The 18,408-nt window shown below is 71.7% G+C and carries 16 protein-coding genes; 9 read left to right on the top strand and 7 right to left on the bottom strand.

Annotation, left to right across the window (positions count from 1 at the left end; translation table 11 throughout):
- Positions 1-197 precede the first annotated feature (197 nt).
- A complete protein-coding gene (locus tag ACFYY1_RS15275; RefSeq protein ID WP_388585510.1) occupies positions 198-1,736 on the top strand; it encodes an MFS transporter in 1,539 nt (512 codons plus the stop codon).
- A gap of 91 nt (positions 1,737-1,827) precedes the next feature.
- Here ACFYY1_RS15275 and ACFYY1_RS15270 read toward each other — a convergent pair whose 3' ends face one another.
- From ACFYY1_RS15270 to ACFYY1_RS15250, 5 genes are all read right to left on the bottom strand, one after another.
- Complete coding sequence (locus tag ACFYY1_RS15270; protein WP_388584997.1) at positions 1,828-2,415, bottom strand: hypothetical protein; 588 nt, start codon at positions 2,413-2,415, stop codon at positions 1,828-1,830.
- A 181-nt stretch (positions 2,416-2,596) separates the two neighbouring features.
- The gene (locus tag ACFYY1_RS15265; protein ID WP_388584994.1) at positions 2,597-3,448 is read right to left on the bottom strand and encodes an EamA family transporter; all 852 of its coding nucleotides are present in this window, start codon (positions 3,446-3,448) and stop codon (positions 2,597-2,599) included.
- The gene (locus ACFYY1_RS15260; RefSeq protein ID WP_266732272.1) at positions 3,445-3,942 is read right to left on the bottom strand and encodes a YbaK/EbsC family protein; all 498 of its coding nucleotides are present in this window, start codon (positions 3,940-3,942) and stop codon (positions 3,445-3,447) included. Before ACFYY1_RS15260 ends, ACFYY1_RS15265 begins: the two co-directional genes overlap by 4 nt.
- Positions 3,943-4,030: 88 nt before the next feature.
- Positions 4,031-5,665 (bottom strand): penicillin-binding transpeptidase domain-containing protein, encoded by a 1,635-nt coding sequence (locus ACFYY1_RS15255; protein WP_388584991.1) that lies wholly within the window; start codon positions 5,663-5,665, stop codon positions 4,031-4,033.
- A 160-nt stretch (positions 5,666-5,825) separates the two neighbouring features.
- On the bottom strand, positions 5,826-7,592 hold the full coding sequence (locus ACFYY1_RS15250) for a dolichyl-phosphate-mannose--protein mannosyltransferase (RefSeq protein ID WP_388584990.1): 1,767 nt from the start codon (positions 7,590-7,592) through the stop codon (positions 5,826-5,828).
- Between the two features lie 61 nt (positions 7,593-7,653).
- Here ACFYY1_RS15250 and rsmI point away from each other — a divergent pair, with 61 nt between their 5' ends.
- The 5 genes from rsmI to ACFYY1_RS15225 all read left to right on the top strand — a co-directional run bounded on the left by rsmI (position 7,654) and on the right by ACFYY1_RS15225 (position 11,874).
- Positions 7,654-8,541, top strand: a complete 888-nt coding sequence (gene rsmI, locus ACFYY1_RS15245; RefSeq protein WP_388584987.1) for a 16S rRNA (cytidine(1402)-2'-O)-methyltransferase — start codon at positions 7,654-7,656, stop codon at positions 8,539-8,541.
- 171 nt (positions 8,542-8,712) lie between these two features.
- Positions 8,713-9,081: a hypothetical protein gene (locus ACFYY1_RS15240; RefSeq protein WP_388584985.1), complete on the top strand. Its 369-nt coding sequence runs from the start codon at positions 8,713-8,715 to the stop codon at positions 9,079-9,081.
- An 80-nt stretch (positions 9,082-9,161) separates the two neighbouring features.
- Positions 9,162-10,028, top strand: a complete 867-nt coding sequence (locus ACFYY1_RS15235; RefSeq protein WP_388584983.1) for a TatD family hydrolase — start codon at positions 9,162-9,164, stop codon at positions 10,026-10,028.
- Positions 10,029-10,075: 47 nt separating this feature from the next.
- Entirely contained in the window at positions 10,076-10,984 is a 909-nt protein-coding gene (gene rsmA, locus ACFYY1_RS15230; protein ID WP_388584981.1) for a 16S rRNA (adenine(1518)-N(6)/adenine(1519)-N(6))-dimethyltransferase RsmA, read from the top strand.
- Positions 10,981-11,874 carry a 4-(cytidine 5'-diphospho)-2-C-methyl-D-erythritol kinase gene (locus ACFYY1_RS15225; protein ID WP_388584978.1) on the top strand — a complete coding sequence of 298 codons (894 nt, stop codon included), beginning with the start codon at positions 10,981-10,983 and terminating at the stop codon, positions 11,872-11,874. The genes rsmA and ACFYY1_RS15225 overlap by 4 nt, the downstream gene beginning before the upstream one ends.
- Before the next feature lie 11 nt (positions 11,875-11,885).
- Here the strand turns inward: ACFYY1_RS15225 and ACFYY1_RS15220 are convergent, their stop codons facing one another.
- Together ACFYY1_RS15220 and ACFYY1_RS15215 are read right to left on the bottom strand one after the other, a co-directional pair.
- A complete protein-coding gene (locus tag ACFYY1_RS15220; protein ID WP_388584975.1) occupies positions 11,886-12,146 on the bottom strand; it encodes a Txe/YoeB family addiction module toxin in 261 nt (86 codons plus the stop codon).
- Positions 12,143-12,394: a type II toxin-antitoxin system Phd/YefM family antitoxin gene (locus tag ACFYY1_RS15215; RefSeq protein ID WP_189545522.1), complete on the bottom strand. Its 252-nt coding sequence runs from the start codon at positions 12,392-12,394 to the stop codon at positions 12,143-12,145. Before ACFYY1_RS15215 ends, ACFYY1_RS15220 begins: the two co-directional genes overlap by 4 nt.
- A gap of 150 nt (positions 12,395-12,544) precedes the next feature.
- On the opposite strand from ACFYY1_RS15215, the gene ACFYY1_RS15210 reads away from it, so the two are divergent.
- The 3 genes from ACFYY1_RS15210 (at position 12,545) to ACFYY1_RS15200 (ending at position 18,353) form a co-directional block, all read left to right on the top strand.
- Positions 12,545-14,362: an ABC-F family ATP-binding cassette domain-containing protein gene (locus ACFYY1_RS15210; RefSeq protein WP_388584972.1), complete on the top strand. Its 1,818-nt coding sequence runs from the start codon at positions 12,545-12,547 to the stop codon at positions 14,360-14,362.
- 114 nt (positions 14,363-14,476) lie between these two features.
- Positions 14,477-16,252, top strand: coding sequence for a PQQ-binding-like beta-propeller repeat protein (locus ACFYY1_RS15205; RefSeq protein ID WP_388584971.1), 1,776 nt, complete (start codon positions 14,477-14,479; stop codon positions 16,250-16,252).
- A gap of 244 nt (positions 16,253-16,496) precedes the next feature.
- Positions 16,497-18,353, top strand: coding sequence for a PQQ-binding-like beta-propeller repeat protein (locus ACFYY1_RS15200; protein ID WP_388584968.1), 1,857 nt, complete (start codon positions 16,497-16,499; stop codon positions 18,351-18,353).
- The last annotated feature ends 55 nt before the right edge of the window (positions 18,354-18,408 follow it).

Genomic DNA, 18,408 nt, shown 5'->3' with positions numbered 1-18,408 from the left:
ACACAGAACCGTCTTCAACTGGCGGTTCTATGACGTTCACCCGGATCGCTTGGGGGTTTGCCGATGGCCGGGGCGAAGCTGGTCGACGGCTTTGCGGGTGATCCGGCCCGCGCGGCACCCACCCCCACAGCAGAAGGAACCTCTTCGTGAACTCCGCAACGGCGCAGGACAGATCAGGGCGGGGCATCACGCTCGTCATGGCCTGCCTGGGCGTCTTCGTCGCCTACCTCCCCGTGACCACCGTGTCGGTGAGCCTGCCGGCCATCCAGCGGGCTCTGGGCACCTCCACGTCCCAGCTGTCCTGGGTCTCGGACGCCTTCGTGCTGCCGATGGCCGCGCTGATCCTGACCACCGGGGTGTGGGGCGACGTCCACGGCCGCAAGCGGGTCTTCCAGGCGGGCATGGCGCTCTGTGCGCTGGGCGCGGCGATCTCGCTGTCCGCCACCTCGGTGCAGGTCCTGTGGGCCGGGCAGGCCGTCTCCGGGCTGGGGGCGGCGGCGCTGCTGCCCACGACGCTGGCCCTGATCAGTCACGCGGTCCCCGACCACCGGGAGCGGGGCAGGTTCATAGGCATGTGGGCCATGTCCCTGATGGCCTCGCTCGCCGTGGGCCCGCTGATCGCGGGTGTGCTGCTGGAGCACGTCGCGTGGCGCTGGATCTTCTTCCTGCCCGTGCCGGTCTCCCTGATCGTGCTGGTCGTCGCGGCGTTCCTGCTGCCCGACTCGCGCGCCCCGCACGGCCGGCGGCTCGACTGGCCCGGCCAGATCAGTGCGGCCGTCGCGGTCACCGCGGTCGTCTTCGGCGTCATCGAGGGCGGCGCGGACGGCTTCGGCGAGCCCGCCGTGGTGACGGCCCTGGTGCTCGGCGTGGTGGCCGCCGCCGTGTTCGTCGTCGTGGAGCGCCGCAGCGCGAGCCCGATGCTCGACCCGGCGCTGTTCCGCAGCCCGGCCTTCACCGCCACCGCCCTGGTCGCCATGATCAGCTTCCTCGGGCTGATCGGTTTCTTCTTCGTGCTGAGCCTCTACTTCGGCATGGTCCAGCACCTGACCACGATGGAGGCGGCGCTGCGGATGGTGACGGTGTCCGGGGTGTCCCTCGTCGTCGCCGCGCCCATCGGACGCCTGATGCACCGGGTCTCCGCCCGGGTCCTGATCACCACGGGCCTGGTCGTCGCGGCGGGTGCGATGCTCTCGCTGACCGGCGTCGACGCCCACACCTCCTACGGCTCGATCGTCTGGCGGCTGGCCCTGCTGGGCCTCGGCATGGGCGCCGTGCTCACCCCGATGACCGCCTCCGCGGTGTCCTCCGTCCCGTACCACCTGGCCGGGATGGCCGCCGCCGGGAACAACGCCTTCCGCCAGCTCGGTGGCGCCCTCGGCCCCGCCGTGCTCGGCACCCTGCTGACCACCCGGGCCCTGGACGCGCTGCCCGGCCGCCTCGCCGACGCCGGGGTGCCCGCCGAGGCCGGGGCCCGTGTCCTCGACACCGCCCGTGAGCAGGGACTCGGCGCCGTGGCCGGACTCCACCTGGACGCCGCCACCGGACCGGCCCTGACCGCCCTGGGCGACTCCTTCCTCGACGGCATGCGGCTGTGCCTGACCGTCTCGGCCTCGCTCGCCCTGCTGGCCGCCCTCGCCTGCGCCGTACTCCTGCGTCCGGCCGCCGAGCCGACGACCCCCGCGGCCCCGGCCACCGAGGAAGCCCCGGCCCGCCCGGCGCCCGTCCCGGCGAGCTGAGCGCGGACCGCGCCACGTCGGCCGGACGCCCGACCGCCCCGCCATGCGGGGCACGGCGGGGCGGTGCGGGAGGGGATCCGGCCGACAGCCCTCAGCCGTTGGCCACGGGGGTGTCGTTGTCCGCCCTGCGCCACAGCCGGTCGGAGCTGGGCTGTGCGATGTTCAGGTAGAGGGTGTCCCAGCTGCCGTCGTTGTACCGGTTCAGGCTGAGGGCGAGGTTCTTGTCGACCATGGGCCGGTACATCCACCAGCCCGTGTAGCTGTCGCCGACCTTTTCGGGGTAAATGCTCCACTTCTGCAGCCGCGAGCCGTCACAGGTCCGGACGACGACCGTGGTCCCCCGCTGGGGCGTCGCGGCGCCGGGCTGGAGGCACTTGTTCGCGGCCTCGTTCCTGAGAACGACCGTGTACGTGTTGGGGGCGTCCTCCTGCCAGGCGGACGAGTCGCGCTCCCACCGCTCGGTGCTGTAGTTCCACGCGGGGTCGCGCAGGGTGATGGCGGTGGCGCCCTCGGCGGTGCTGTTGTTGAGCAGCGCCAGACGGCTCCCGTCCATCTTGTTGATCAAGTCGGTGTCGGGAGTGGGAGCGGCGGAGGCGGGTGCGACTCCGGCCGCCGTGACGGCAGCAGCGGCGAGCACGGCCGAGGCGAGGACCCTTGCGGCATGACTGCGCTTGGACATGGGGGTGTCCCTTCCGGTGCATGGGCGTCCGCGAGTGCGAGACCTGCGCATCCAAGCAGTCCGGCACTCGGCAGAAACGATCATGCTCGGATGTGCCGGGGCCCTTTCACCCCATCGGGGCCCACCCGCCGGACCGCCCTTTCGCGAGGGTCGCGGGCCCGCCCGCCGGCGGCGCCCCCGCTCAACTCGTGTGCAGCATCAGCCCGATGCCGACGACCATCAGCCCCGCCGCCGCGATGCGCGGTGCGCCGAACCGCTCCTTGAAGAACAGCGTTCCGATGGCCGCTCCGACGATGATCGACGACTCCCGCAGGGCCGCGATCGGGGCCAGTGCCGCCCGCGTCTGGGCCCACAGGACGAGGCCGTACGCCGTCACCGACAGGGCCGCGCCCAGCAGCCCGCGCGCGGCGAACGGCCTCAGCTGCTCCACGAGTTCACCCCGGCGCCGGTACAGCGCGTAGGCCGGGATGGCCAGCCCCTCAAGGATCATCAGCCAGGCGATGTAGCCGAGCGGGGTGCCCGAGGCACGCACCCCGACGCCGTCCACCGTGGTGTACCCGGCGATGGCCAGACCGGTCGCGAGGGCGGCCAGCAGCGCCGGCCAGTCCGGGCGCCTGCCGGAACCCCGGATGCCCCAGAGGGCCAGCCCGACGAGCCCCGCCGAGGCCACCGCGACCCCGGCCGTGGCCCAGCCGTCCGGGCGCTCGCCGACGAACACCGCGGCGAGGACCGTCACCACCAGCGGGGCCGTACCCCGGGCGATCGGATACATCTGCCCGAAGTCGCCCAGGGTGAACGAACGCATCAGCAGCAGCATGTACGCCACATGGAGCCCGGCCGAGACCAGCAGATACGGCCAGGCCCCGGCGGCCGGGAGCGGCACGAAGCAGGCGCCGGCCGCGCCGATCAGCAGCCCGCCCCCGGAGATCAGGGTGAAGGAGAGGAGCTGGTCCTTGATCGCGTGCGCGATCGCGTTCCAGCTCGCGTGCGTGACGGCCGCGACCAGGACCGCGAACGCGACCAGCGGCGTCACTTCGACTGCTCGCGCACGTCCACCACGGTGCCGCCGGCGTGCCCGATCAGTGACTTGGGGTCGAGCGGGAAGACGGTGTGCGGGGTGCCCGCCGCCGCCCACACCACGTCGTGGTCCAGGAGCCCGCGGTCGGCCAGCACCCGGGTCCTCGTGCGGTGCCCGAAGGGCGGCACGCCGCCGATCGCGTACCCGGTCGTCTCCCGGACCAGGTCGGCCCCGGCCCGCTTGACCTTTCCGGCGCCCAGTTCCGCGCGTACGAGCTCCACGTCGACGCGCGAGGAGCCGTCCATCAGGACCAGCACCGGGACCCCGTCGGCCTCGAAGATCAGCGACTTGACGATCTCGCTGAGCTCGCAGCCGATCGCGGCGGCGGCCTCGGCAGCGGTACGGGTGGCCTCCGGGAACCGGCGGACCTCGACATCGAGGCCCAGCTCCCGCAGGGCCTCGGCGAATCGGGGGTGGGCTTCGGCGGCGGTGGTGTCAGGAGTGCTCATGCCCCGCACGCTAGCGAAGGCGGGCCGGGACACGCGACGGTGTTCCACGCGTCGGACCCGCCCCCGAGGGCATGGCCGCCCGTCCGTGTCAGGACCCCGCCCGCAGCACCGCCGCCACCACCGGGCCCGCCGCGTCGCCGCCGTGGCCGCCGGCCTGGACGACCGCGGCGGCGGCCAGGTCGTTGCTGAAGCCGGTGAACCAGCTGTTGGACGTGGCCTGGCCGTCCACCTCCGCCGAGCCGGTCTTGGCACCCTTGTCGCCGCCGACCGGGGCCATCGCGGCCTTGCCGGTGCCCCAACTCGCGGTCTGGCGCATCATGCTGGTGAGCTGCTGGGAGACGTACGGGGGCAGCGAACGGGTGGCGGCGGCGATCGGACGGCCGTCGAGTTCGCGGTCCACGATGACCGGCTGGCGGAAGGTGCCGGTCCGCGCGGTGGCGGTGATGGAGGCCATGTTGAGGGCGTTCATCTGGACCGTCCCCTGGCCGATGTACTGTGCGGCCGCCTCGCCCTGGGTCTCCTCGGGCACGCTGCCGTCGAAGGAGACGACGCCGGTCTGCCAGTCCAGGCCGATGCCGAAGACGTCGCGGGCCTCCTTGGCGAGCGCCGCGTCGTCCTTCGTGTCGTCGATCAGTTTGATGAAGGCCGTGTTGCAGGACCGGGCGAAGCTGGTCGTCAGCGTGCCGTCGGGGATCGAGAAGTCGTCCAGGTTCTTGAAGGTGCGGCCGTAGTACGTCGCGGTCGGCGGGCACTCGATCTTCTGGCCGGCCGAGGCGAGCCCCTTCTCGATCAGCATCGCCGCCGTCACGATCTTCATCGTCGAACCGGGGGCCTGCTTGCCCTGCATCGCCGCGTTGAAGCCGGTGGCCGGGTTGTTGGCGACCGCGCGGATCGCGCCCGTGGACGGCTGGACCGCGACGACGGACGCCTGGCTGAACTTCTTGACCGCCGTCTCGGCCGCCGCCTGGGCATTGGCGTCCAGGGTGGTCCGCAGCTTGCCCGGCCGGCCCTTGGTGAGGGTCAGCAGGGTCTTGTCGGGGCTGCCCGCGTCCGCGCTCTCGATCACGGTCTCGATGCCCGCGGTGCCGCCGGCCTTCTCGCCGTACTTCTCGCGCAACGCGTCCAGGATCGAGCCCAGCGAGGGGTACTTCTCCTTGGTGAGCGGCCTGCCGTTGTGGTCGATCGCGTCGATCGACGGGGCCGCCGCCTCCCCCGTCCTCAGCGACGCGCCGTCCGTCAGGTCCGGGTGGATCACGGCGGGGGCCCAGTCCACCAGGGGCCTGCCGGTGGTCAGTCCACGCACCACGGTCAGCTCGGAGGAGTACGACCAGGGCTTGGACCTGCCCTCGAAGGAGACGGTCGCCTTCACCGTGTACGGCACCTTCGCGCCGACCGCCGGGCCCGGGGTGATCACCGCCTCGGTGACATGGGCGGTCTCGCGGTAGCCGGTGAGAGCCGGTCCGGCCTCGGCCGCGTTGTTGGTGAGCTGGGACGCGACGTCCGCGTCGCCGTCCGCCCACGCCTTGAGGAACTTCTTCGACGCGTCCTCGATCTCCGCCTTGGTGACCGGGCCCGTCTTCACCTCGGTGGAGGCGGACTTGCTGTCCGTGCCGTCGCCGCCGCCACCAAGGCCGTCCAGGATGTTGTAGGCCCCGTAGCCCACCCCACCGACCACGACCGCGAACACTCCGCCGACTATCGCAACCTTCGCTCCACTGCGCATCGCTGCAGTCCCCCTCCCCAGGAGTCCCCCTTGAACGTGTTCAAGGAGTGCTGCTGGGCACCCTACGGGACGGTACTGAGGGGCGGGACAGTTGTTATCGGAACGCGATATGCGTGGCGGGAGCACGCCGATCCGGACCCAACCGGACGACGTGCACCCGTCAGATCCAGGTGTCCAGCCACATCCGGTCGCGCCACGACCCGTCCGGGATCGGCGTTCCCGTGAAGATCGGCCAGAAGTAGATGAAGTTCCAGATGATCAGCAGGACCAGGACACCCGCCCCGATCGCGCCCAGCGTCCGCCGCCGTTCGCCCGTCGGATCGCCGACATCCAGGCCCAGTTCCTGTTTGGCCCCGGTCCCGGCCGCCGGGCCCAGCATCGCGCCGATCATCATCGTCACCGCCAGACACAGGAACGGCACGAACACGACCGCGTAGAAGAGGAAGATCGTCCGCTCCTGGTAGAAGAACCAGGGCAGCCAGCCCGCCGCCACGCCGCAGGCGATCGCCCCCGCCCGCCAGTCGCGCCGGAAGAACCACCGCCACAGCACGTACACCAGGGCGAAGCACGCCGCCCACCACAGCAACGGCGTCCCGATGGCCAGCACCTCGCGGGCGCACTTGCCGGTCGCCGACCCCTTGCAGCCCGGCTCCTCCTCCCAGAAGTACGAGACGGGCCGGCCCAGCACGATCCAGCTCCACGGATTGGACTGGTAGGTGTGGCCGGACGTCAGGTTCACATGGAATTCGTAGACCTGGTACTCGTAGTGCCACAGGCTGCGCAGCCAGTCCGGCAGCCAGGTCCAGTTGCCGCCCCGGCCGTCGGTCTGCGCCCAGTTGCGGTAGTAGCCCTTGTCGGTGACGATCCAGCCGGTCCAGGAGACGAGGTACGTCAGGATCGCGACCGGGACCGTCGAGACGAACGCCGGCAGCAGATCCCGCTTCAGCACCGCCAGGTACGGCCGGACCGCACCCGCGGTGCGGCGCGCGCCGACGTCCCACGCCACCGTCATCAGGCCGAAGGCGGCCAGGATGTACAGACCGTTCCACTTGGTGGCGAAGGCCAGACCCAGCATCAGGCCCGCGGTGATCCGCCAGGGCCGCCAGCCGAGCCGCAGGTTCTCCGCGACCCCGGCGTCGGGACGCAGCACCCCGTCCTCGTCGACCGGCAGCGTCGCGGCCAGTCTGCGCCGGGCCCAGTCGCGGTCGATCAGGAGTGCGCCGAACGCCGCCAGCACGAAGAACATCAGCACCAGGTCGAGCAGCGCGGTGCGGCTCATCACGAAGTGCAGACCGTCGACGGTGAGCAGCGCGCCCGCCAGGCAGCCCAGGAACGTCGAGCGGAACAGCCGCCGGCCGATCCGGCACAGCATCAGCACCGACAGCGTGCCGAGCACCGCCACCATGAACCGCCAGCCGAACGGCGTGAACCCGAAGAAGTGCTCACCGAGCCCGATGATCCACTTGCCGACCGGCGGGTGCACGACATAGCCCGGGTCCACCGGGACGTCGACCTTCGACGGGTCCGCGAGGATCAGCTTGTCGATGTCCTTGGGCCAGTCGCCCTCGTACCCCTGGTTGATCAGGGCCCAGGAGTCCTTGGCGTAATACGTCTCGTCGAATATCAGCGCGTGCGGGCTGCCCAGATTCCAGAACCGCAGCACCCCCGCGACCAGCGCCACCAGCAGCGGACCGCCCCACGCCGACCACCGCACCAGGCGCTCGGCCATCGGCGGCGAGATCCCGAGCACCGCCCACAACTGGATGCCGGGCCTGGTGTACGGCGGGACAAGCCGCTCGCGCAGCCCGATCCCGGGCCGGGGCGAATGACCGAAGCGGCGCAGCCGCTGCGGCCAGGAGGCCGGTGCTTCGCCGTGCGGTTCCCCGGCGTCTTGGCCCTTGTGGGCTTCGGGCGCAGTACTCGTCACCGCGCCATCGTAGGGAACGCATCTGTGCGAACGCTGTCGCCCGTGCTGGGAGGATGGCTTTGTGACTGGAACGACTGGAACGCTGGTACTCGCAGGAACCCCCATCGGTGATGTCGCGGACGCCCCGCCGCGCCTCGCCGCCGAGCTGGAGACGGCGGACGTCGTCGCCGCCGAGGACACCCGCAGGCTGCGCCGCCTCACCCAGGCGCTGGGCATCCACACCACGGGGCGGGTCGTCTCCTACTTCGAGGGCAACGAGTCGGCCCGTACGCCCGAACTCGTCGAGGCACTGACCGGCGGCGCCCGGGTCCTGCTGGTCACGGACGCCGGGATGCCGTCCGTCTCCGACCCCGGCTACCGGCTGGTGGCCGCCGCCGTGGAGAAGGACATCAAGGTCACCGCGGTCCCCGGCCCGTCCGCCGTGCTCACCGCGCTCGCCCTGTCCGCGCTGCCCGTCGACCGCTTCTGCTTCGAGGGCTTCCTGCCCCGCAAGGCTGGCGAACGGCTCGGCCGGCTCCGCGAGGTCGCCGACGAGCGCCGCACCATGGTCTTCTTCGAGGCGCCGCACCGGCTCGACGACACCCTCGCCGCGATGGCCGAGGTCTTCGGCGCCGACCGCAGGGCCGCCGTGTGCCGGGAACTGACCAAGACGTACGAGGAAGTGAAGCGCGGCCCGCTGGGCGAGCTGGCCGTCTGGGCGGCCGAGGGGGTCCGCGGCGAGATCACCGTCGTCGTCGAGGGCGCGGCCGAGTCCGGACCCGAGGAACTGGACGCCGAGGAGCTGGTACGCAGGGTGCGGGTGCGCGAGGAGGCGGGGGAGCGGCGCAAGGAGGCGATCGCCGCCGTGGCCGCCGACGCGGGGCTGCCCAAGCGCGAGGTGTTCGACGCGGTCGTCGCGGCAAAGAACGCGGCGCGAACCGGTCCTGCGGAAGGCAAGGGACGGTCGTGAAAAGCAAAGCGAGAGCCGCGTAACGGGCCTTTCTGCCACGCGCAGGCCAAAAGCGCTCCAACAGTCGACAGGGCCCGATGCGTTCATGCCGGTAAAGGCGTCCACTGAGGCAGGGACGCATTCTCCGGACCGTTTGCCCGGAGTGCCTGTCCGGCGGACAAAGGAGCGGGCATGAGCGAGATCGCAGCAGCCACCGCACACGAGGCGTACGCCTTCGCCTGCATGAGGTGCGGGCACGGCTGGGAGCAGGCCTACGAGATAGAGCACCACGTCGACGGATCGAACAACGCCTTCGTCATATACAAGGCGGACGGGGAGCGGGTGCCCTCCCCCCTTTCCCGGCCCAGCTGCGCGAACTGCGACGGACACGTGGTCCGGATCATGCGGTCCGGCCGGGTCTCGACCGTCCAGCAGCTGCTCCACAACCCCCAGCCGGCGCGGCCGGCGGCCCGGGGCGACGAGGCCGCGGCCGCCGCCCCCTCGGGCACCGGGCACCACTGGCACCTGTCCGACCTGCTGCATCCCTTCCACCGGAAGTAGGCCCCCGGCTTCCACCGGAAGCAGGGCCCCGGCTCCACCACGGACCGGGCGTACCGGCGGGTCCTCGTACGATCGTCGTCATGAGCCGTACCGAAGCCCCGCCGCTGCCCGAACCCCTCCGGGTGCCGGTCGCCGATTCGCACACCCACCTGGACATGCAGGACGCGACCGTCGAGGAGGGCCTGGCCAGGGCCGCCGCGGTCAACGTGACCACCGTGGTCCAGGTGGGATGCGACGTGGCCGGTTCGCGGTGGGCCGCCGAGACCGCCGCCGCGCACCCGAACGTGCACGCGGCGGTCGCCCTGCACCCCAACGAGGCACCGCGCATCGTGCACGGCGACCCTGATGGCACCGCCCGCCAGGGGGCCCGCGCGGCGGGCGGCACGGCGGCGCTGCACGAGGCGCTCGCGGAGATCGACGCGCTGGCCGCACTCGACCACGTACGCGGCGTCGGCGAGACCGGGCTCGACTTCTTCCGTACCGGCCCCGAGGGCATCGCCGCCCAGGAGGAGTCCTTCCGGGCCCACATCGAGATCGCCAAGCGGCACGGCAAGGCGCTGGTCATCCACGATCGCGAGGCGCACGCGGACGTGCTGCGCGTCCTCGCCGACGCGGGCGCCCCCGAGCGGACCGTGTTCCACTGCTACTCCGGCGACGCCGACATGGCCCGGATCTGCGCGGACGCCGGGTACTTCATGTCCTTCGCGGGCAACGTCACGTTCAAGAACGCCCAGCCGCTGCGGGACGCCCTGGCCGTCGCCCCGATGGAGCTGGTCCTGGTCGAGACGGACGCCCCGTTCCTGACGCCCGCCCCGTACCGGGGGCGGCCCAACGCGCCGTATCTCATCCCCGTCACCCTGCGCGCCATGGCGGTGGTGAAGGGCGTGGACGAGGACACCCTGGCGGCGGCGATCGCGGACAACACGGCACGGGCCTTCGACTACTGAGCGGCCGGGCGGCCGGAGCCGGGCGGGCGTCGACTTACGCTTTACAGGTGAGTACCACTGAGCCCGACGCCCTCCTGGGCCCCGCAGACATCCGCGAGCTGGCCGCCGAGCTGGGCGTACGCCCGACCAAGCAGCGCGGTCAGAACTTCGTCATCGACGCCAATACGGTCCGCCGGATCGTCCGGACGGCTCAGGTCCGCCCGGACGACGTCGTCGTCGAGGTCGGCCCGGGGCTCGGCTCGTTGACCCTGGCGCTGCTGGAGGCGGCGGACCGGGTCGTCGCCGTCGAGATCGACGACGTGCTGGCGGGCGCGCTGCCGGCCACCGTCGCGGCCCGGATGCCGGGGCGCGCCGACCGGTTCGCCCTGGTGCACTCCGACGCGATGCTGGTCAGCGAGCTGCCCGGCCCGGCGCCCACCGCACTGGTCGCGAACCTGCCGTACAACGTCGCCGTGCCGGTCCTGCTGACGATGCTGGAGCGCTTCCCGTCCATCGAGCGCACCCTCGTCATGGTCCAGGCCGAGGTCGCCGACCGGCTGGCCGCGCGGCCGGGCAACAAGGTCTACGGAGTGCCGTCGGTGAAGGCCAACTGGTACGCGGACGTCAAGCGGGCCGGCTCCATCGGCCGCAACGTCTTCTGGCCCGCCCCGAACGTGGACTCCGGACTGGTCTCCCTGGTCCGGCGCACCGAGCCGATCGCGACGAGCGCGAGCAGGACCGAGGTCTTCGCGGTCGTCGACGCGGCCTTCGCCCAGCGCCGCAAGACGCTGCGGGCGGCCCTGGCCGGCTGGGCCGGCTCCGCACCCGCCGCCGAGGCGGCCCTGGTCGCGGCCGGGATCTCGCCGCAGGCCCGCGGCGAGTCGCTGACCGTCGAGGAGTTCGCCGCCATCGCCGAGAACAAGCCCTCCGGCACCACCGCGGCTGCCGGGAACGAGCCCTCCAGGAGTGGCGAGTGAGCATCACCGTCCGCGTACCCGCCAAGGTCAACGTCCAGCTCGCGGTCGGCGCCCCGCGCCCCGACGGCTTCCACGACCTGGCCAATGTCTTCCTCGCCGTCGGCCTGTACGACGAGGTCACCGTCACCCCCGCCGACGGGCTGCGCATCACCTGCTCCGGCCCGGACGCCGCCCAGGTCCCGCTGGACGCGGGCAACCTCGCCGCCCGCGCCGCGATCGCGCTGGCCGAACGGCACGGCATCGCACCCGATGTGCACATCCACATCGCCAAGGACATCCCCGTCGCGGGCGGCATGGCGGGGGGCAGTGCCGACGGCGCGGCCGCGCTGCTGGCCTGCGACGCCCTCTGGTCCACCGGCGCCACCCGGGACGAGCTCCTCGCCATCTGCGCCGAACTGGGCAGCGACGTCCCGTTCAGCCTGGTCGGCGGAGCCGCCCTCGGCACCGGACGCGGCGAGCGGCTCACCCCGATCGACGTGGGCTCCACCTTCCACTGGGTCTTCGCGGTCGCCGACGGCGGGCTCTCCACCCCGGCCGTCTACGGCGAGTTCGACCGGCTGACCGCGGACACCGACGTCCCCGAGCCGGAAGCCTCCCCCGCGCTCCTCGACGCCCTGCGCACCGGTGACGCCACCGCGCTCGCCGCGGCCCTCACCAACGACCTCCAGCCCGCCGCGCTCTCCCTGCGCCCCTCGCTCGCCGACACCCTCGCCGCGGGCACCGCGGCCGGCGCCCTGGCCGCCCTGGTCTCCGGCTCCGGACCGACCACCGCGTTCCTGGTGGCGGACGAGGAGTCGGCCCGCAAGGTCGCCGAGGCACTGCTCACCTCCGGCACCTGCCGCAACGCACGCACCGCGGTGTCCCCGGCGCCGGGGGCCACGATCGTCTGACGCGCCCGCCGCTACCGGCCGTAGTGGTAGCGGCACGAGACGATGCGTACCTCGTCCTCCACCACGCGGTAGATGAGCCGGTGTTCCTCGCTGATCCTGCGGGACCAGTAGCCGTGGAAGCCGTGCCGCAGGGGTTCCGGTTTGCCGATGCCTTCGTTTCCGTTGCGGACGACATCCTGGATCAAGGTGTTGATCCGCTTGAGGACCTTCCGGTCCTGGGTCTGCCACCACACGTAGTCCGCCCATGCGGATTCGTGCCAGATGAGCTTCATTCGAGGAGCTCCCGTACCTCGCCGCCGCCGTTTTCGAGATCGTCGATCGCCGCCAGGACACGACGCGCGTTCTCGGGGCTGCGGTACAGGTAGGCCGTCTCCTTCAGGGACTCGTACTCGTCGAGAGCCACGATCACCACGGGCTCGTGGCCGGCGCGCGTCACTATGACTTCCTCGCGGTCGTTGACCACGGCGCTCAGGGTCTCCGCGTACTTGGCGCGCGATTCCGTGTAGGTCATGGTGCGCATACTCGCCTCCCAGCGTGAGTCCATGTACAGGAAGTTGTACGTACAGGAAAATGTACGTACGAGGCGCCTGGAAGGCAAGGGCGAGCGGACATCGCGCCACCGCCGCCCCGTACCCTGGGAAGCCGATCGATCCCCCCGGGCAGGAGTGAAATGGCCGTCAATCTGGTCAATGTCGAGCAGGTCAGCAAGGTGTACGGCACCCGTGCCCTGCTCGACGGCGTGTCCCTCGGGGTGTCCGAGGGGGACCGGATCGGTGTCGTGGGCCGCAACGGCGACGGCAAGACGACGCTCATCCGGATGCTCGCCCGGCTGGAGGAGGCGGACAGCGGACGCGTCACCCACAGCGGCGGGCTGCGGCTCGGCGTCCTCACCCAGCACGACTCGCTCGACCCGCAGGCGACCATCCGCCACGAGGTGATCGGCGACCTCGCCGACCACGAGTGGGCGGGCAGCGCCAAGATCCGCGATGTGCTCACCGGGCTCTTCGGCGGACTGGCCCTGCCGGGCTTCGAGCACGGCCTGGACACCGTCATCGCCCCGCTCTCCGGCGGTGAGCGGCGCCGGATCGCGCTGGCCAAGCTGCTCATCGCCGAGCAGGACCTGATCGTCCTCGACGAGCCGACCAACCACCTCGACGTCGAGGGCATCTCCTGGCTGGCCGGCCACCTGCGGGCCCGCCGCTCCGCGCTCGTCTGCGTCACCCACGACCGCTGGTTCCTCGACCAGGTCTGCACCCGCATGTGGGACGTCCAGCGCGGCGCGGTCCACGAGTACGAGGGCGGCTACAGCGACTACGTCTTCGCGCGGGCCGAGCGGGAGCGGATCGCCGCGACCGAGGAGTCCAAGCGGCAGAACCTGATGCGCAAGGAGCTGGCCTGGCTGCGCCGCGGCGCCCCCGCCCGCACCTCCAAGCCGCGCTACCGCATCGAGGCGGCCAACGAGCTGATCGCCGACGTGCCGCCGCCGCGCGACACCAGCGAGCTGATGAAGTTCGCCAACGCCCGGCTCGGCAAGACCGTCTTCGACCTGGAGGACGTGACCGTCCAGGCCGGCCCCAAGACGCTGCTCACCCACCTCACCTGGCAGCTCGGCCCCGGTGACCGGATCGGCCTGGTCGGGGTCAACGGCGCGGGCAAGACCTCGCTGCTGCGGGCGCTGGCCGAGGCGGCCCGCACCCAGGGCGACGCGCAGCCCGCCGCGGGGAAGGTCGTCGTCGGCAAGACCGTCAAGCTGGCCTACCTCTCCCAGGAGGTCCACGAGCTCAACCCGGACCTGCGGGTCCTGGAGGCCGTTCAGCAGGTACGGGACCGGGTCGACCTCGGCAAGGGCCGCGAGATGACCGCGGGCCAGCTCTGCGAGCAGTTCGGCTTCTCGAAGGAGAAGCAGTGGACCCCGGTCGGCGACCTCTCCGGCGGTGAGCGGCGCCGGCTCCAGATCCTGCGCCTGCTGATGGACGAACCGAACGTCCTCTTCCTCGACGAGCCCACCAACGACCTCGACATCGAGACCCTGACCCAGCTGGAGGACCTCCTCGACGGCTGGCCCGGATCGATGATCGTGATCTCCCACGACCGGTTCTTCATCGAGCGGACCACGGACCGGGTGATGGCACTGCTCGGCGACCGCACGCTGCGGATGCTGCCGCGCGGGATCGACGAGTACCTGGAGCGCAGGCAGCGGATGGAGGAGGCGGCCACGCCGTCCGCCGCACCCGCCCCGGCCAGGGAGACCGCCGCCCCGGCCGCGGCCCTCTCCCCGCAGGCAGCCCGCGCGGCGAAGAAGGAGCTCCAGAAGGTCGAGCGGCAACTCGACAAGATCTCCACACGTGAGACCACCCTGCACGCGCAGATCGCGGAGCACGCCACGGACTTCGAGAAGGTGGCGAAGCTCGACGCGGAGCTGCGCGAACTGGTCGCGGAACGCGACGAGTTGGAGATGCGCTGGCTGGAACTGGCCGAGGACGCCTGACCGCTGCGGTGCGTCAGGTGCGACGGCTGGGGCTTGTGGGACGGGTGATAGAAAGAATCCTTGTCCGGCGCGGAAGCCGGGCCGTCCGCACGAAGCACTGAGGGGGACGTGCTGATGACCCAGCCGCCCGGCCAGCAACCGCCGCAGGAGGGCTTCGGGGCTCCGTACGATCCCCAGACCGGTTCGTACGACCCCCCGTCGGGCCGGGCCGCCCATCCGTACGGGCCTCCCACCCAGCCGTCGGGCCGGGCCGCCGGGCCGTACGGCACCCAGCCCCCGGGCCCGTACGGCCCGCCCGCGCAGTCCCCCGGCCCGTACGACGCGGCCGCCCGGCCCGGCCCGTACGGCGTGCCGTCGCAGCCGGGGCTGCACAACGCGCCCACTCGGTTCGGCCCCTACGGCGGGCCGTCGTCGCCGCCCGGTGGCCCCGCCGGCAGCGGCGGAGGGTTCTTCCGGGGCCGGCGCGGGGCGGTCGTGGGCGCCGTGCTCGCGGTGGTGCTGCTGGCCGGCGGCGGTGTCTGGCTGGCCACGAGCGGGGGCGACGACACGAAGCCCGAGGCGAAGAAGAGTGCCGGCCCCGCGCCCACCACCTCGTCCACGGGCAAGCCCGACGACAAGGGCGAGGAGCAGGGGCTGAGCAACCTCCGTGCGGAGGCCGACGGGATCAACGCCAAGCGCAAGCCGGGCGAGGCGAAGGTCCTCTGGCTCCAGGAGGGCGGCGTCGACCTGCCGCGCAACGGCGCGAACGTGTACGGCCCCTGGATCGTCGGCGACACCGTGGTCAAGGCGATGTACCAGACCGTCTCCGGCTACTCCGTCACCGACGGCAGCCGGAAGTGGAGCCTGCGTCTGCCGGCCGCCATGTGCGCGGCCCCCTCGCAGGCCACCGCCGACGGCAAGATCGCCCTCGGGGTCCAGACGGGCCACGGCGACCAGGCGATCTGCAGCGCGCTCCAGATGGTCGACCTCACGACCGGCAAGGCCGGCTGGTACAGGACGATCGAGCGGGAGGGCGCCTGGGACGCGCTGTCCAACCCCGCGATGGCGATCAACGGCGACACCGTGACCATCGGGCGCAAGACCAGGACGGACGCCTTCCGGGTCAGCGACGGCAAGGTGCTCTTCGGGCAACTGCCGGGAAACTGCCAGCCGTTCGGCTTCGCGAGCGGCCCCGTGGCGATCGCCGCGGCCAGCTGCCAGACCGCCGCCGACGACCACAAGGAACAGCTGGTGGAGCGGATCGACCCCGCCACCGGCAAGGTCCTGTGGAAGTACCAGGTCAAGAAGGGCTGGGAGATCGCGCAGTTCTACTCCGTCAGCCCGCTGGTCGTCTCCCTGAAGAAGGACGACCAGCAGTGGGCGATCATCATGCTCAACGCGGACGGCACCTACCGCTCCCAACTGGCGGGCGGTGACGAGAACTACAAGACGCAGTGCGACACCGACGTGGCCTCCGACGGCAGGAACCTCGACAACTGCCTCGGGGTGGCGGCCGACGACAAGACGGTCTATCTGGCGACCAGGCCCGCGGAGTCCGACCCCACGAACAAGGTCGTCGCCTTCGATCTGGCCAGTGGACAGACGAAGTGGAAGGCCACCGCCCCCGCCGGGCAGACCCTGATGCCGATGCGGGTGGAGGGCGGCCGGCTGCTGATGTACCTGTCGGCGGCGCAGAACAAGGGCGGCGGCATCGCGTCCCTCCCGCCGTCCGGCGGGACACCGCAGATGGTGGTGCGGCACCCGGCCGCGGGGGTGGAGGCCGAGCGCGCGCTCTTCGACGTCCGGGTCGCCTACGTGAACGGGCGTTCCCTCCTGCTGAGCACGAGCCTCAGCGGGATCAAGGACGGGGACGAGAAGCGGGCGAAGTCGCTGGCGGTCTTCGGCAACTGACGGTCCGAGGCGTAACGGAGGCATCACGGGGCGGTTCTCCCTTGGGAACAGGGGGCGGACCGCCCCGGTGCCCGGGGTCGCGCGGGTGGTACAAAGAAGCCCCGCTCGACTGACGTAACGCCGCGGGATCCATGCCTGATTCGCTCCTTTCCGGGAAGTTCAGGGGGTTTCGGCCCCATGGCGTTCCGCGGAATCGCGGGGGAGATCGGACCGGGCACCGGACCGCACGAAGGGGGACGTGCTGATGACCCAGCCGCCCAGCCAGCAACCGCCGCAGGGAGGCTTCGGCGCGCCGCAGCAGCCGCCGCAGGGGAGTCCTCAGCCGCCCCAGGGTCCGCCGCAGACGCCGCCACCGGCTCAGCCGCCCACCCAGCCGGGCTACGGCTTCCCGCAGGCCCCCGGCCAGCCGCCGGGCCAGGCCCCCGGCCAGCCGCCGGGCCAGGCCCCCGGCTACGGCTACCCGCAGCAGCCGGGCCAGCAGCCCGGTCCGTATGCCCAGCAGCCGGGCCCCTACGGCCAGCAGCCCGGTCCGTACGCCCAGCAGCCCGGCCCCTACGGCCAGCAGCAGCCGGGCCCGTACGGCCAGCAGCCCGGTCACGGCTACCCGCAGCAGCAGTACCCCGGCGCCCCGGCCCCCGGCGGTCCGGGCGGCGGCGCCTCCAAGCGCAAGCCCGCGATCATCATCGGTGCCGCGGCCGCCGCGCTCCTGGTGATAGGCGGCGGCATCTTCGTCGCCACGAGCGGGGGCGACGACGAGAAGAAGCCCGTCGCGAAGGAGAGCGGCGACGCCGAGCCGAGCGTCTCGCCCTCCGTCAACGAGGGCGACGGCAACGGCGACGGCGAGGGCCGCGGCGCCGACGACGACCTCAACGCGGGGCGCAAGGCCGGCGAGGCGAAGGTCCTCTGGCTCCAGAAGAACGACATCGACCTGCCGCGCAACGGCTCCGACGTGTACGGCCCCTGGGTGGCCGGCGACACGATCGTCAAGGGCATGTACCGGACGATCTCCGGCTACTCGGTCGCCGACGGCAAGCAGAAGTGGACCCTCAAGCTGCCCGCCGACCTGTGCGCGGCACCCGCCCAGCCCGCGGCCAACGGCAAGATCGTCATCGGGGTCAAGAACGGCACCACCGACAAGGCGGACTGCGCCGATCTCCAGATGCTCGACCTCGCCACCGGCAAGGCCGGCTGGAAGAAATCGATCAAGCAGAACGGCACCTGGGACTTCCTGTCGGACATCTCGCTGGCCATCAGCGGCGACACCGTGACGGTCGGGCGCACCGGTAACTCCAACGCCTACCGGGTCAGCGACGGCAAGGAACTGTTCGGCAAGCCGTCCGGCACCTGCCAGCCGTTCGCCTTCGCCGGCGGGTCCAAGCTGATCGCCGCCTCCAGCTGCCGCACCGACGACGTCAACAACCCGCAGCACCAGATCCAGCAGATCGACCCGAACACGGGCAAGGCCATGTGGACCTACCGGCCCAAGCGCGGCTGGGAGATCGACAAGGTCTACTCGGTCAGCCCGCTGGTGGTCTCGCTGAAGAAGGACAGGAAGGAGTGGAGCATCCTCGCGCTGAAGGAGAACGGCACGCTCCGCACCGGCATCAGCAGCGACAAGGGTGACAAGTTCGCCCCGGACTGCGGCAGCGCCTTCGCCATCTTCGGCAAGTCCCTCGACGGCTGCACCGGAGTCGCCGCCGACGCCAACACCTTCTACATGGCGACCGCGCCGGACTCCAGCGGCAGCGCCCGTACGAACAAGGTCGTGGCGTTCGACCTGAACACCGGCAAGTCCAAGTGGAAGGCGGCCGCCCCGGCCGAGCGCACGGTGAAGCCGCTGCGCATGGAGGGCGGCAATGTGCTGCTCTACGTGGAGACCGCCTACGAGAAGGGCGGCGGCATCGCCACCCTCGCACCGACCGGCGGCACCCCGCGGATGCTGCTGCAGCACCCCGCGTCGACGTCCGAGATCGAGCGTGGCTTCTACGACACGAAGATCCTCTACGCGGGCGGCCGTTCGTTCATCGCGAGCGGCCGGGTCAGCGCCGGCAACGACAAGGAAGAGCTGGAGACGAAGACCATGATGGCCTTCGGCAACTGACGGCTCACGACGCCCCTCGACGGCACCACCCGGCCGTCGGAGCCCCCCGGCTCAT

This window comes from Streptomyces sp. NPDC001890 (genome assembly GCF_042891445.1).
In the GTDB taxonomy this organism is placed as follows: domain Bacteria; phylum Actinomycetota; class Actinomycetes; order Streptomycetales; family Streptomycetaceae; genus Streptomyces.
The sequence above is the reverse complement of the archived record's forward strand: the minus strand, read 5'-3'. Positions and strand labels throughout refer to the sequence as shown.

Coding starts and splice junctions, on each gene's coding strand:
- ACFYY1_RS15260 (WP_266732272.1), bottom strand. CDS start 3,942: ATGAGCACTCCTGACACCACCGCCGCCGAAGCCCACCCCCGATTCGCC.
- ACFYY1_RS15215 (WP_189545522.1), bottom strand. CDS start 12,394: ATGCGCACCATGACCTACACGGAATCGCGCGCCAAGTACGCGGAGACC.
- ACFYY1_RS15200 (WP_388584968.1), top strand. CDS start 16,497: ATGACCCAGCCGCCCAGCCAGCAACCGCCGCAGGGAGGCTTCGGCGCG.
- ACFYY1_RS15240 (WP_388584985.1), top strand. CDS start 8,713: ATGAGCGAGATCGCAGCAGCCACCGCACACGAGGCGTACGCCTTCGCC.
- ACFYY1_RS15205 (WP_388584971.1), top strand. CDS start 14,477: ATGACCCAGCCGCCCGGCCAGCAACCGCCGCAGGAGGGCTTCGGGGCT.
- ACFYY1_RS15275 (WP_388585510.1), top strand. CDS start 198: ATGGCCTGCCTGGGCGTCTTCGTCGCCTACCTCCCCGTGACCACCGTG.
- ACFYY1_RS15270 (WP_388584997.1), bottom strand. CDS start 2,415: ATGTCCAAGCGCAGTCATGCCGCAAGGGTCCTCGCCTCGGCCGTGCTC.
- ACFYY1_RS15255 (WP_388584991.1), bottom strand. CDS start 5,665: ATGCGCAGTGGAGCGAAGGTTGCGATAGTCGGCGGAGTGTTCGCGGTC.
- ACFYY1_RS15235 (WP_388584983.1), top strand. CDS start 9,162: ATGAGCCGTACCGAAGCCCCGCCGCTGCCCGAACCCCTCCGGGTGCCG.
- ACFYY1_RS15220 (WP_388584975.1), bottom strand. CDS start 12,146: ATGAAGCTCATCTGGCACGAATCCGCATGGGCGGACTACGTGTGGTGG.
- ACFYY1_RS15210 (WP_388584972.1), top strand. CDS start 12,545: ATGGCCGTCAATCTGGTCAATGTCGAGCAGGTCAGCAAGGTGTACGGC.